Genomic DNA, 13,317 nt, shown 5'->3' on the forward strand with positions numbered 1-13,317 from the left:
CATGCCGCTCGCGCCCGAGATCAGCACCTTGAGGGGAGCGGCATGATCGGCTCCGAGCTGACGCGGCAGCTGCGCGCCGACGGCCACGAGATCTTCCGCCTGGTGCGCCACGCACCCGAGAGCGCGGACGAGTACCACTGGGCTCCGACCTCGCACATGCTCGACTTCAGCGTGCTGGACCGCGTCGACGCCGTCATCAACCTCTCGGGCGCCTCGATCAGCCGCCTGCCGTGGACGGCGTCCTACAAGCGCGAGATCCTCGACTCGCGCGTGCAGGCGACGCAGACCATCACCGACGCGATGCGGATGGCCGCCACTCCCCCGTCGATCCTGCTCAACGCCTCGGCCGTGGGCTTCTACGGCGACCGCCCCGGCGAGGAGCTGACGGAGGAGTCCTCGCGCGGCGACGGCTTCCTGGCGGACGTCGTCGAGCGCTGGGAGCAGGCGGCGCACCTCGCGCCTGAGTCGACCCGCGTCGCCACGATCCGCACAGGTCTCGTCCTGGGTCGCGGCGGAGCGCTCAAGCCGCTGCTCCCCCTGACGAAGCTGGGCCTCAGCGGTCCGCTCGGCGGCGGAGAGCAGGTCTGGCCGTGGATCAGCCTGTACGACGAGGCGGCGGCGATCCGCCACCTCCTGACCTCCACCCTCTCGGGCCCCGTCAACCTCGCCGGACCGACTCCGACAACCGCGAACGAGATCATGAGCACCCTCGCCGAGCAGCTGCACCGCCCGTTCAAGCTGCCGGTGCCCGAGAAGATCATCGAGCTGGCCCTCCGCGACGCCGGTCACGAGCTGCTGCTCTCGAGTCAGCGGCTCGTGCCGCAGCGCCTCCTCGACGACGGCTTCGTCTTCCGGCACCGCACGGTCGCCGAGGCGCTGGAGTGGGTGCTGGCCTGAGCGCCGTCGCTCCGGCTCAGGCCGGAGCGTCCTTCTCGAGGCCGATCGAGGTCCGGATCGCTCCGCGGGCGCGCTTGCGGTCGCCGCTCGCGTCGTAGGCGAGTCCGAGGCGGTACCAGGCGCGCCAGCTCTGCGGGTCGGCGTCGACCTCGGCGGCGTAGCGCGGGAAGAGGCTGTCCGCCTCCTCCCGGAGCGGGCGCCCGCTCGCGCGGGAGTCGAGGACCTCCTGCGGCAGCGCGTCCTCGGCCTCGAGCCGACGGGCGAGCCGCTCGGCGCGCAGCCCGAACAGCAGCTCGCGCACGAGGCCCCACACGCCGACGCCGCCGAGGATGAGCAGTCCGAGGCCCATCACGATGCCGGGGACCGTCCCCGCCGCGAATGCGACGACGGAGTACTGCAGGCAGACGAAGAGGTAGAGGGCGAGCAGGACCGCCATCAGGACGACGCCGATGCGGGTCCTCACGGGGTGCTCGTCGCGGCGGCGGCCTGTCCGGAGGGGGCGTCGTCGGCCGGGACCTGCTCGGCCGGGGCCCGCTCGGCGAGGGGCGCCGCGTCGAACGCCGCGCGGAGGTCGAGGAGGGCGTCGAGTCCGACGACGACGCCCGTCGTCGAGCGCACCGCCTGCAGGGCCTTCAGGATTCCCGCCTCGTAGGAGGCGGGCGAGGACGTGTCGTGCCGGAGCGTGACCGTCTCTCCCGTGCCGCCGAAGACGACCTCCTGGCGCGCCTCGACCCCGGGCAGCCGCAGGCTGTGCACGGGGATGCTCGCGACCTGCTGCCCGCGGGCGCGCTGATCGGTGTGCGGCGCCTGCACCGGACCGAGCTCGGCGCGGGCCTGCAGGATGAGCTCGGCAGTGCGGACGGCCGTGCCCGAGGGCGAGTCGACCTTGCGCGCTCCGTGGGTCTCGACGATCTCGACGGCGTCGAAGAAGCGGGCGGCGACCGTGGCGAGCGCGGTCGCGACGACGGAGCCGAGCGAGAAGTTGGGGATGATCACCACTCCCGCGTCCGGCTGCTCCTCGACGCTGCGCCGCAGCGCCGCGATGCGGTCGCCCGTCCATCCGGAGGTCCCGACGAGCACCTTCCGGCCGTTCGCGACGGCGAGGTCCACGACGCCCTGGCTGACGGCCGGGACCGTCATGTCGACGACCACGTCGGCCACGAGCATCTCGTGCGGGTCGCTCCGGGAGCCGAGCCGGGCGACCAGCTCGAACTCGTCGGAGGCCTCGATGAGCGAGCAGGTCAGGGAGCCGAGTCGGCCGGACGCGCCGACGACGGCGACGGAAGTAGTCACCCGGCCAGCGTAACAACGGCGGTGCTCAGGAGGGCAGGCGCCGCACCAGCGTCAGCACCGGCGCTCCCGAGACCGGGTGCGCGAACGGCGCACCGGACGGCGTCCATCCGCTCGTCGAGTAGAGGCCGCGTGCGGCCGCGTTGGCCGCGAGCACGTGCAGGACCGCCTCGTCGGCCACCTGCGCGGCCGACTGCTCCGCCGCGAGCAGGAGAGCGCGGCCGAGGCCGCGCCCCCAGCGGCCGGGCCGGACGGCGAGCATCGAGAGGTACGCGGCGCCCGGCGGGTCGGTGGTGAATCCGGTCCCCGGCGCCCCGACGAGCACGAACCCGACCGGCGCTGCGTCCTCGTCCGCGACGAGGAACGCGAGGCGCTCGGAGTCGAGCTTCGCGAAGGCCCGGGCACGGACGCCGGGGCCGGCGGGCGCGCCGTCGCGCGCCTCGGCCGCCTCGCACCAGAGGTCGACGAACGCCGCCTCGTCCTCGGCGCCTCCCGCCCGCAGCACGGCGCTCAGTACGGCTGCGCCTCGGGGAGGCCCGTGCGCAGCTCCACCGGGAGGTGGGCGAGGTCGTTGTGCACGACGAGCACGGGGGGCTTGCGCGAGCGGACGCGGATGATGGTCAGGCCGCAGTTGGCCTGGTTGACGCCGAGCCAGCGCCAGTCCGGTGCGTCGAAGACGTGGCGGACGAACCAGCCGATCACGAAGTTGTGGGTGATGAGGAGATCGTGCCTGTCCTCGCGCGAGGGGGCGAGGAACTCGGCGACGGCGTCCTGCATCTGAGCGTGGCCCGCCTCGATCTCGGCCGCGGTGACGCTGCCGAAGAACGAGTCGAAGGCACGCGGCATGTCGGGGGTCGGCCCGGATGGGATGCAGTCGAACAGGAGTGACGACGGCTCGATCGAGAGTCCGGGCAGCACCGCGCGGAACCGGGCGGCCGTCTCCTCCGCCCGCCGCAGCGGGGAGTGCCAGGCGCCAGTGAACGGGACGCCGCCGAGCCGCTCGGCGATGAGACGGGCCTGCCTCTCGCCTCGGGCCGAGAGCGGGCCGTCGGGCATCCCGTGCTCGGCGTCCTGCTGCTCGCCGTGACGGACGAGGTAGATGTAATGGGACACGTGGGGCTCCCCCGGGTGCGGCGCGACGGTGCGCGGTGGGCGGTCGTTCGCGAGAACGGATCAGACGGCGGGAGCGCTCTCGATGTCGACGACTCCGACGAAGGTCGACGCGTCGACCGCGCCGACCGCCGAGATCGACGCGGGCCCCCCGGCCAAGTCTGCCGCGAGAGCCTGGACATCCTCCGCGCCGACGCGCGCGAGACGGCGCAGGCTCTCGTCGAGGTCGACGAACTCGCCGAACGTCAGCTCGGCGCGGCCCAGACGCGACATGCGCGTGTCGGAGTCCTCGAGTGCCAGAGCCGCGGCCCCGGACAGCTGCCCGTGCGCCCGCGCGATCTCGTCGCGGGAGACCCCGTCCTCGGCGAGGCGGTGGAACTCCGAGACGAGCAGCTCGGCGACGGTTCCCGCCTTGGCCGGCGTGCTGGCGGCGTAGAGACCGAAGAGACCGGCGTCGGAGTACGACGGCGCGAACGAGTAGACCGAGTACGCGAGGCCCCGCTTCTCGCGGATCTCCTGGAAGAGGCGGGAGGACATGCCGCCGCCGAGGATCGAGTTGAGCACCCCCATCGTCATGCGGCGCTCGTCGGCGGCGGCGAGCCCCGGGAAGCCGATGAGGACGTTGGCCTGCTCGGTCGGCCGGTGCACGAGCGAGAGCGCGCTGCCTCGCTCGTACGCCGCCTCGCGGCCGACGCGCCGGGCGACGGGCGCCGACGGCACGGAGAGGTCCCAGCCGTCGGAGTGGAGCACGCGCTGGAGCTGCGCCACGAGCGCCTCGTGCTCGACGGCGCCGGCGATGGTCACGACGAGGTCGCGCGGTCTGTACGCGGCGCGGTAGTGGGCCCACACGGCCTCCCGCGTGGCCTCGCCGATGGTCTGCGGGCTCCCGCCGATCGGCCGGCCGAGCGGGTGCTCGCCGAACACCGCCTCGAACAGGCGCTCTCCGGCCACGTCGGCCGGGTCGTCGTCGGCCATGGCGAGCTCCTCGAGGATGACCCCGCGCTCCGTCTCGAACTCGTCGGGGTCGAGCAGGCTCGACGTCACCATGTCGCCCAATACCTCGACGGCCATCGGGAGGTCGCGGTCCTGCACCTTCGCGTAGTAGCAGGTGTACTCCTTGGCGGTGAGCGCGTTGTGCTCCCCGCCCACGGAGTCGAAGGCCACGGCGATGTCGAGCGCCGAGCGCGAGCGCGTGCCCTTGAAGAGCAGGTGCTCGAGGAAGTGGGTCGAGCCGAAGTTCGACGGTGCGGCGGGGCGGTCGCCGTCGGCGGCGCGGGCGGGCTGCTCGTCGCGCGATCCGGCGGCGACCCAGAAGCCGATGGTCGCGCTGCGGGCTCCCGGCACCGCCTCGCTCAGGATGCGCAGCCCGCTGGGGAGGACGGAGCGGCGGACCAGCGATCCGCCTGCCGCCTGGACCGTCGTCTCGGGCTGGTCGAGGGGAAGTGCCACGCCGTGATTCATCCGCCCCACACTACGTGAACGCGCACCGACGTCGGCGCACGGCCCTCCGTCAGCGCTGAGCGCGTTCGAGCGCCGCCAGGTGAGAGGGATCGAGCTCGATCGAGACGGCGCGGACGAGCGTGTCGATCTCGGCCGGCGAGGACGGCGCGACGGATGCGGCCGTCACGCCGGGGCGGGCGAGCAGCCAGGCGAGCGCCACGGCCGCGGTGCTCGCCGACAGCTCGGCTCCGATCGCGTCGAGCGCCGTGAGGACCCGTCGCCCGCGCCGGCCCAGGTGCACCGACGCCAGAGCGCCCTCGGGCAGCGCGCGCAGCTCGCGGCGGGTGCGCGCCGCGCCGTGCAGGAACCCGTGCGCGAGAGGAGCCGTCGAGACGACGGAGAGGCCCTGACCGGACGCCACCAGACCGAGGTCGCCCTCGGCCTCCGAGCGCTCGAGCAGGCTGTAGCGGACCTCGACCCCGGCGAAGCGGGGCAGGCCGTGCCCGGCGAGCACGCGCGCCTCGAAGAGCTCCTCGGGCGCGAATCCGGAGGCGATGACCGTGCGGACCTGTCCGCGGGCCAGCAGCACCTCGACGGCGCTGAGGAGCTCGTCGAGGCGCCCGGCGCCGTCGGGGCGCACGGAGAGGACGTCGAGGCGGTCGGTGCGCAGGCGCCGCAGCGACTCCTCCACCCGGGCGACGAGGGCGCGGGGCGAGGGCTCGGAGTCGGCCGAGGAGCCCAGGCGGCCGAGGAGCTGGAAGCGATCGCGGTCGCGGTGGCCCGCCAGCCAGCGCCCCACCGTCTCCTCGCCCGCAGCGGAGGCAGCGGTGTCGGTGACCACGACGCCGTTCCCGCCCCAGGCCGCGTAGCGCTCGAGCAGCTCGGGGCCGCCCTCGGCGCCCCGGCGACCGAGCACGGCGGCGTCGAGCAGGAGGGGGAACAGCGCCTGGGCGGAGTCGCCCAGCGAGCGGCGCGCGGTGTGCGCGACGACCGGACCGGTGTCGCCGACGGAGCCCTCGGACGCGGTGGCGGATGCTCCGTGACGCGATGCCTTCACGGTCGCGCGGGCCTTCAGCCTCGGCACGCCACCACTCTCCCTGCGGCGGCTCGGGTCCCGCCACGACCGAGAGTAGTCGAGTGCCGAGCGGGCGCTGCGAGGCGGTGCGGGACGGTTCACCAGATCGTTACACGGGCGACTCCTCCCCCGCTGCGAAGCTCCTCCGCTGTCCACGGACGACGGAGCGGCGCCCCCTCGGCGACGGCGCGCCGGCGCTAGATTCGGGCCTCATGGAGCCCCTCACCCCGCCCCCGTCCGCACCCTGGTGGACCAGCGCCGTCGTCTACCAGATCTACCCCCGCTCGTTCGCGGACTCGAACGGCGACGGCATCGGCGATCTCGGCGGCATCCGCTCCCGGCTCGACCATCTGGCCGATCTCGGCGTCGACGTCGTGTGGCTGTCGCCGGTCTACCCGTCGCCGCAGCACGACAACGGCTACGACATCTCGGATTACGAGGACATCGACCCGCTCTTCGGCGATCTCGCCGAGTTCGACCTGCTGCTCGCCGAGGCGCACGAGCGCGGCATCCGCATCGTGATGGACCTCGTGGTCAACCACACGAGCGACGAGCACGCGTGGTTCGTCGAGTCGCGCTCCTCGCGCGAGAACCCGAAGCGCGACTGGTACTGGTGGCGGACGGGGCGCGCCGCGGCGGGCGGGTCGCCCGAGCTCGACGCCGCCGCGGAGGCCGGCCTGGAGGTCGCCGAGCCCAACGGCTGGCGCTCGTACTTCTCCGGCCCGGCCTGGACGCGGGACGCCGCGACCGACGAGTACTTCCTCCACCTGTTCGCGGTGCAGCAGCCCGACCTCAACTGGGAGAACCCGGAGGTGCGCCGCGCGGTGCACGCGATGATGAACCGCTGGCTCGACCGCGGCGTCGACGGCTTCCGGATGGACGTCATCAACCTGGTGTCGAAGAACCTCGACGAGATCGACGGAACGGGCGGCGGGACCGGCATCGTCGGCGGAGTCGGCCCACGGCTGCACGAGTACCTGCGCGAGATGAACGAGGCGGTGTTCGCCGGACGCGAGGGCGCGTACCTGACTGTCGGCGAGATGCCGGGAGTGACGCTCGAGGAGGCCGCCCTCGTCACCGATCCCGAGCGCCGCGAGCTCGACATGGTGTTCCAGTTCGAGCACGTCGGCATCGACCACGGTGCCGACAAGTTCCACCCGGTGCCGCTGGACCTGGTCGCGCTCAAGGCGAATCTCGCCCGCTGGCAGGACGGACTGGCCGAGCGCGGCTGGAACAGCCTCTACCTGAACAACCACGACCAGCCGCGGCTGGTGTCGCGCTTCGGCGACGACGGAGTGTTCCGCTACGAGTCGGCGACGCTCTGGGCCACCCTCCTGCACCTGCAGCGCGGAACGCCCTACATCTACCAGGGCGAGGAGATCGGGATGACCAACGTGCCCTTCTCGGGCATCGAGGACTTCCGCGACGTCGAGTCGCTCAACTACTACGCCGAGGCGGTCGGCGACCGCGGCGAGGATCCCGAGCAGGTGCTGGCGGGACTGCGCGCGCAGAGCCGCGACAACGCGCGCACCCCGGTGCAGTGGGACGGCACCCGGAACGCCGGCTTCACGACGGGCGAGCCGTGGATCCCGGTGAACCCCAACTCCGCCGAGTTGAACGTCGCCGCCGACCGCGCAGCGGAGCGCTCGGTCTTCGAGTACTACCGGGCGCTGATCGCGCTCCGGCACGCCGACGAGACGGTCCAGCTGGGCCGGTTCTCGCTGCTCGAGCCCGAGCATCCGGCGCTCTTCGCGTTCACGCGCACCGGCGCGAGCGAGCTGCTCGTCGTCGGCAACGTGTCGGGAGAACCGCTCGAGGTGCCGCTGCTCGAGGAGTGGACGGGCGCCGAGACGGTGCTCGGGAACGTCGCGGGTGCCGCGGGGACCACGCTCGGGCCGTGGGAGGCGCGCATCCTGCGCCGCTGACAAGGGGCGGGGGTCCACGAGGACCCCCGCCTCACGCGGAGGCGCGGTCGAGCTGGGCGATCTCGCTGCGGGTCAGCGGCAGGGCGGCCGCTCCGAAGACGGACTCGAGCTCGGCGGCGCCCCTCGCACGGACGATCGCGGCCGAGACCTCCTGGTGCGAGAGCACCCAGGCGAGGGCGACGGTGCCGGGATTGGTTCCGTGCGCCTCGGCGACCTCGTCGAGGACGGCGAGCACCTTGGTGCCGTGGCGCCCGACGTAGTCGAGGGCCGCCTCGAACATGACCGACTGCGGCTCGTCCGAGCGGTGGCGCAGGGCGCCGGTGAGGAACCCGCTCGCGAGCGGGAGACGCGCCAGCGTGCCCAGACCCTGCCGCTCCACCTCGGGCGCGACGTCGGACTCGTAGTGCTTGCGCTCCATCAGGTTGTACTCGGCCACGACGACGCAGAAGACCGGGAGGCCCTGGAGGGTCGCGACCTCGTGCGCGCGGGCGAGGGCCTCGCCGCTGAAGTGGGCGGCGCCGAGGGCGCCGACGGAGCCGTTCGCGAGGAACGGGGCGACCGCCGCGAGGCTCTCCTCGATCGGCACCTCCGGATCCTCGCTGTCGAACGAGAGCAGATCGATGCGGGTGCCGAGGCGCTCGAGGCTGCCCTCGACGGCGGCGCGCACGTCTCCGGGTGCCAGGCCCGGTGCATCCGGGTGGCGGCCGACCTTCGTGGCAACGAGCATGCGCTCCCGTGCGCCGCTCGCCTCGAGCCAGCGCCCGATCATGTACTCGCTGCGCCCCGTGGCGTAGTGGTCGGCGGTCGAGATCAGCGTGCCGCCGAGCGCGGCGAACGCGTCGAGCGCCTCGGTGGTGTCGTCGATCCCGGCGGCCCAGCCGAAGACGGAGCCGTCGAGGGCGAGCGGATGCACGGGGAGGCCGGTGAGACCGAGGGTGCGGTGGGGCCCAGGAGGCGTCTCCGGCTCGAGGGCCAGGGGCGTCGGGTCGGTCACGGTGTTCCTCCGGTCGGGGCGGTGCGACGGCACGGTTCCGCCACGCTACCCCATCGGGGGAACGACGGACGCCCGCCCCACCGGAGTGGGACGGGCGTCACGACGTGCGGGAGGGATCAGCTCTCGACGGGAGCCTCGACCGGCGCCTCGGCGTCGGCCTCCTCGGCCACGACGGGCGCGAGGGACAGCTTGCCGCGGTCGTCGATCTTGGTGATCTGCACGAGCAGCTTCTGACCGACTCCGAGGACGTCCTCGACGTTCTCGACGCGCTTGCCGCCTGCGAGCTTGCGGACCTCGCTGATGTGCAGCAGTCCGTCCTTGCCGGGGAGGAGCGAGACGAACGCGCCGAACGTGGCGAGCTTGACGACGGTTCCGAGGAACTGCTCGCCGACCTCGGGGTTCGTCGGGTTCGCGATCGCGTTGACCTGGGCACGGGCGGCCTCGGCCGACGGTCCGTCGACGGCGCCGATGTAGACGGTGCCGTCCTCCTCGATGGAGATGTCGGCGCCGGTCTCGTCCTGGATCGCGTTGATCGTCTTGCCCTTGGGGCCGATCAGCTCGCCGATCTTGTCGACGGGGATCTGCACCGAGATCACGCGGGGCGCGGTCGGGGCCATCTCGTCGGGCTGGTCGATCGCGGCCGTGAGGACGGCGAGGATCGTGCTGCGCGCGTCCTTGGCCTGCTTGAGCGCGGCGTCGAGGACCGACGACGGGATGCCGTCGAGCTTCGTGTCGAGCTGGATCGCGGTGACGAACTCGGCGGTGCCGGCGACCTTGAAGTCCATGTCGCCGAGCGCGTCCTCGGCGCCCAGGATGTCGGTCAGCGCCGCGTAGCGGGTCTGACCGTCGACGACGTCGGACACGAGGCCCATCGCGATGCCCGCGACCGGCGCGCGCAGCGGCACACCGGCGTTGAGGAGCGACAGGGTCGAGGCGCAGACGGAGCCCATCGACGTCGAGCCGTTGGAGCCGAGAGCCTCGGACACCTGGCGGATCGCGTAGGGGAACTCCTCGCGCGAGGGCAGCACCGGCACGAGGGCGCGCTCGGCGAGGAAGCCGTGCCCGATCTCGCGACGCTTCGGCGACCCGACGCGACCGGTCTCACCGGTCGAGTAGGGCGGGAAGTTGTAGTGGTGCAGGTAGCGCTTCTTGGTGACGGGCGACAGCGAGTCGATCTGCTGCTCCATCTTGAGCATGTTCAGCGTGGTGACGCCCATGATCTGGGTCTCGCCGCGCTGGAAGATCGCCGAGCCGTGGACGCGCGGGATGACCTGCACCTCGGCGTCGAGCGGACGGATGTCGGCCAGGCCGCGGCCGTCGATGCGCACGCCGTCGCGGAGGATGCGTCCGCGGACGACGACCTTCGTGACGCCCTTGTAGGCGGCGGAGACCTGTCCGTAGGCCTCGGCCGAGAGCTGACCCGACGCGATGCGCTCGGCGATCTGCTCCTTGACCTTCGCCTTGAGGACGTCGTCGGCGTCCTGGCGCTCGGTCTTGTCGGCGATCGAGTAGATGCGGACGAGCTCGTCGTAGCTGAGCTCCGCGACGTTGTCGTAGGTCTCCTGCGCGTAGGGCAGGAACACCGGGTAGTCCTTGACGGGCTTCGCGGTGTTCGCGGCCATCTTCGCCTGCGCCTCGACGAGCGCGCGGATGAAGGGCTTGGAGGCCTCGAGGCCCTGGGCCACGACGGTCTCGTCGGGCTTGGTGGCGCCCGCCTTGATGAGGTTCCAGGAACCCTCGGTCGCCTCGGCCTCGACCATCATGATGGCGACGTCCGAGGAGCCGTCCTCGTTGGTGACCACGCGGCCCGCGACGGTGAGGTCGAAGACGGCGTTCTCGAGCTGCGAGGCCTTGGGGAACGCGATCCACTGGTCGTTGCCCGAGCCGTCGGACATGAGCGCGAGGCGCACACCGGCGATGGGGCCCGAGAAGGGCAGTCCCGAGATCTGGGTCGAGGCGCTCGCGGCGTTGATCGCGAGGGCGTCGTAGAACTCGTCGGGGGCGATGCTCAGGACCGTGATGACGATCTGGACCTCGTTGCGCAGGCCCTCGACGAACGAGGGGCGCAGCGGCCGGTCGATCAGACGGCAGACCAGGATCGCCTCGGTGGAGGGACGGCCCTCGCGGCGGAAGAACGAGCCGGGGATCTTGCCGGCGGCGTAGGAGCGCTCCTCGACGTCGACGGTCAGCGGGAAGAAGTCGAAGTTGTCCTTCGGGTTCTTCGACGCCGAGGTGGCCGAGAGGATCATCGTGTCCTCGTCGAGGTACGCGGCGACCGCTCCCTGAGCCTGCTGCGCGAGGCGGCCGGTCTCGAAGCGGACGGTGCGGGTGCCGTACGAGCCGTTGTCGAGAACGGCTTCGGCGAATGTGATTTCAGGACCTTCCAAGAGGTTCTGTCTCCTTCAACGTATGCAGCGGCACCCGTTCTGGGCGCCGGCGTTCGTCGGAGCAGAGTTCCGGTCAGGAATCGAGACGATTCCACGGCAGGGCGTCGCGCCGTGCCGTCGTGTGGAGGGCGTTCGTGCTGGCCACCAGTAGAAAAGCTCCGGGTCGCCTCCTGCGCGACGACGCCGCACCTGTGAACCGGGACTCCACCACCGAGGACCAGCTTCCTGCCGGCCTGCTCCGTGGTTCGAACCCGGTGACGGCCGGCGGCCGCTGCGGATTCGGAACCGGTTCATGCTATCAGGGCGGGTGCCCGAGGGCCAGGAAGCGGGGCGCCGCGCGGCGCGGGCGCCGGTCAGCCGCGGGTCTCGTGCATCAGGAGCTGCACCCGGAGCGCGCCCTTGACCGTCACGATCCGGGCGGGCACGCGGGGCTGCTTCCCCGCCTCCGACAGTCGCGAGAGGGCCGCGTCGACGACGTTCTCGAGCCCGCGCGGCACGTAGCCGACCAGGTCGGAGGGCCGGTGGTTCGCGAAGAGGCGGCCCGGCATGGGAGCGTCCACGCGCTCCTCCTCGAGGGTGCGGCGCGGGATGACCGCCGTGATCTCGTCCTCGCCGAGCGCGAGCACCCGGGCGAGCTCGTCCTGGTGCGGGGTGCTGTCGGCGAGGGTGAGCAGCGTGTCCCCGCGGCGGGACTTGGGCAGCAGGTCGTAGTCGTAGTCGTCGAGCTTCCCCGATCCGCGGTCGTTCGCGGGCAGGGGGTTCTGGTCGTCGCGGTCGCGGCCGAAGGAGAAGAGCTTCATGCCCCCATTGTGACCGGCGACGGCGGGCGGGAGCGGAGCGGCCGATGCCGCGGCGGCGTCCGCGGTCGGGCGACCTCCTGCTTGCGGGATCCGGCTCCTCGGCTCATCGGACTGCGATCGGCTCGCGGGATCCGGGCATCCAGTCGAGCCGGAGGGGATCCTGCGAGCCGGAGGCGATCCGGGGAGACCGGGTCAGGCGGAACGGGAGCGGAGCATCCGGCCGATCGCGGCGAGCACCAGCACCAGCACCACGGCGACGAAGCCGAGGAGGACGGGGACGGCGGGCAGGAACGCCAGCGCCGCGCCGATCGCGAGGACCGGCACCGCGAGACCGAGGTACGCCGCGAGGAACATGCCGGCCAGCACCTCGCCGCGCGCAGCATCGGAGGCGAGGGAGCCCGCGACCGCGAGGGACAGGCGGAAGAGGAGCCCGACTCCGGCGCCGGCGAGCACTCCCCCGGCCACGAAGGGCACGACAGCGGCGGCGACAGCGCCGACCGCGACCAGGACGAGGCCGACGGTGAGGGCGACGGCCGAGATCAGCAGCGCCGGGCGGGCGGACAGCCGTGCCGACAGGAGCTGCGCCACCGCCCCTGCGGCGAAGACCCCGAACGACACCGCGCCGGCGAGCAGGTGCGACGTCTCCCCGAAGCGCACGGCGAGGAAGGTCGGAGCGAGCGAGGTGAAGAGGCCGAAGACGGCGAAGCCCGCGAAGGCGCCGACCGCGGCCGAGAGGAAGGCTCCGCGCGACTCGGCGGGAACGGCGAGCCGTTGCGGACGGTAGGCGGGCAGGACCTCCCGGCGCTCGACGGTCTCGGGCACCAGCGCGACGGCGACGCCCAGCACGACGAGCAGCACGAGGAAGACCTCGTAGGGCACGACGAGCGGCCGGTCGACGGTCACGGCGAGGATCCCGCCGACGAGCGGGCCGAGCGCGAGTCCGCCCATGTTGACGAGGGTCGAGACGGCGCGCGAGGTTCCCGGCCCCTCGTCGGGACGGGCCACGGCCCGCAGCTCGGACAGGTGCGCGGTCGCGGTCGCGGTGAGGGCGCCGACTCCGAGGCCGGTCAGCAGGCGGGCGACGAGCAGCCCGGGCACCTCCGGCCAGAGCAGGAACACGACGGCGGCCAGCACCTCGACGAGGATCGACGCGAGCAGGATGCGGCGCCGGCCGAGCCAGTCGCTGACGTGGCCCGCGAGGAAGAGGCTGGCGACGACTCCGACCGCGTAGGCGGCGAAGACGATCGTCACGACGACGGCGGGGAAGCCGTCGCGCTCCTGGTAGATCGAGTAGAGCGGAGTGGGGACCGTCGAGAACGCCATGACGGTCAGGAAGGCGACGGCGATCACCCAGAAGCCGTGCCGGTGCGGGAGCTCGGGGCGGCGGGAAGACGCGGGG

General features: G+C 72.7%; 12 protein-coding genes. 2 read left to right on the forward strand and 10 right to left on the reverse strand.

Annotation, left to right across the window (positions count from 1 at the left end; all coding sequences use genetic code 11):
• Positions 1-42: 42 nt before the first annotated feature.
• A complete protein-coding gene (locus tag NB037_RS15775; RefSeq protein ID WP_251947379.1) occupies positions 43-897 on the forward strand; it encodes a TIGR01777 family oxidoreductase in 855 nt (284 codons plus the stop codon).
• A 16-nt stretch (positions 898-913) separates the two neighbouring features.
• Here NB037_RS15775 and NB037_RS15780 read toward each other — a convergent pair whose 3' ends face one another.
• From NB037_RS15780 to NB037_RS15805, 6 genes are read right to left on the reverse strand one after another with little or no spacing between them, the layout of a single operon-like run.
• The gene (locus tag NB037_RS15780) at positions 914-1,360 is read right to left on the reverse strand and encodes a hypothetical protein (RefSeq protein WP_251947382.1); all 447 of its coding nucleotides are present in this window, start codon (positions 1,358-1,360) and stop codon (positions 914-916) included.
• Positions 1,357-2,190, reverse strand: coding sequence for a 4-hydroxy-tetrahydrodipicolinate reductase (gene dapB, locus NB037_RS15785; RefSeq protein ID WP_251947385.1), 834 nt, complete (start codon positions 2,188-2,190; stop codon positions 1,357-1,359). The genes NB037_RS15780 and dapB overlap by 4 nt, the downstream gene beginning before the upstream one ends.
• A 25-nt stretch (positions 2,191-2,215) precedes the next feature.
• Positions 2,216-2,692: a GNAT family N-acetyltransferase gene (locus tag NB037_RS15790; protein WP_251947388.1), complete on the reverse strand. Its 477-nt coding sequence runs from the start codon at positions 2,690-2,692 to the stop codon at positions 2,216-2,218.
• A 5-nt stretch (positions 2,693-2,697) separates the two neighbouring features.
• The gene (locus tag NB037_RS15795; RefSeq protein WP_251947391.1) at positions 2,698-3,300 is read right to left on the reverse strand and encodes a histidine phosphatase family protein; all 603 of its coding nucleotides are present in this window, start codon (positions 3,298-3,300) and stop codon (positions 2,698-2,700) included.
• A 60-nt stretch (positions 3,301-3,360) separates the two neighbouring features.
• Positions 3,361-4,758, reverse strand: a complete 1,398-nt coding sequence (locus NB037_RS15800; RefSeq protein WP_251947394.1) for a M16 family metallopeptidase — start codon at positions 4,756-4,758, stop codon at positions 3,361-3,363.
• 49 nt (positions 4,759-4,807) lie between these two features.
• Positions 4,808-5,821 carry an aldo/keto reductase gene (locus NB037_RS15805; RefSeq protein ID WP_251947397.1) on the reverse strand — a complete coding sequence of 338 codons (1,014 nt, stop codon included), beginning with the start codon at positions 5,819-5,821 and terminating at the stop codon, positions 4,808-4,810.
• Between the two features lie 203 nt (positions 5,822-6,024).
• Here NB037_RS15805 and NB037_RS15810 point away from each other — a divergent pair, with 203 nt between their 5' ends.
• Positions 6,025-7,737, forward strand: coding sequence for a glycoside hydrolase family 13 protein (locus NB037_RS15810; RefSeq protein WP_251947400.1), 1,713 nt, complete (start codon positions 6,025-6,027; stop codon positions 7,735-7,737).
• Between the two features lie 31 nt (positions 7,738-7,768).
• Here NB037_RS15810 and NB037_RS15815 read toward each other — a convergent pair whose 3' ends face one another.
• From NB037_RS15815 to NB037_RS15830, 4 genes are all read right to left on the reverse strand, one after another.
• Entirely contained in the window at positions 7,769-8,731 is a 963-nt protein-coding gene (locus NB037_RS15815; RefSeq protein ID WP_251947403.1) for an aldo/keto reductase, read from the reverse strand.
• 116 nt (positions 8,732-8,847) lie between these two features.
• Entirely contained in the window at positions 8,848-11,118 is a 2,271-nt protein-coding gene (locus NB037_RS15820; RefSeq protein ID WP_207407766.1) for a polyribonucleotide nucleotidyltransferase, read from the reverse strand.
• A 353-nt stretch (positions 11,119-11,471) separates the two neighbouring features.
• On the reverse strand, positions 11,472-11,918 hold the full coding sequence (locus NB037_RS15825; RefSeq protein WP_251947405.1) for a hypothetical protein: 447 nt from the start codon (positions 11,916-11,918) through the stop codon (positions 11,472-11,474).
• Positions 11,919-12,110: 192 nt separating this feature from the next.
• The coding region (locus tag NB037_RS15830) for an MFS transporter (RefSeq protein WP_279309008.1) at positions 12,111-13,317 on the reverse strand (1,207 nt) is incomplete at its 5' end.

This window comes from Rathayibacter rubneri, from assembly GCF_023743255.1.
Lineage (GTDB): Bacteria > Actinomycetota > Actinomycetes > Actinomycetales > Microbacteriaceae > Rathayibacter > Rathayibacter rubneri.

Coding starts and splice junctions, on each gene's coding strand:
- NB037_RS15810 (WP_251947400.1), top strand. CDS start 6,025: ATGGAGCCCCTCACCCCGCCCCCGTCCGCACCCTGGTGGACCAGCGCC.
- NB037_RS15800 (WP_251947394.1), bottom strand. CDS start 4,758: ATGAATCACGGCGTGGCACTTCCCCTCGACCAGCCCGAGACGACGGTC.
- NB037_RS15825 (WP_251947405.1), bottom strand. CDS start 11,918: ATGAAGCTCTTCTCCTTCGGCCGCGACCGCGACGACCAGAACCCCCTG.
- NB037_RS15775 (WP_251947379.1), top strand. CDS start 43: ATGATCGGCTCCGAGCTGACGCGGCAGCTGCGCGCCGACGGCCACGAG.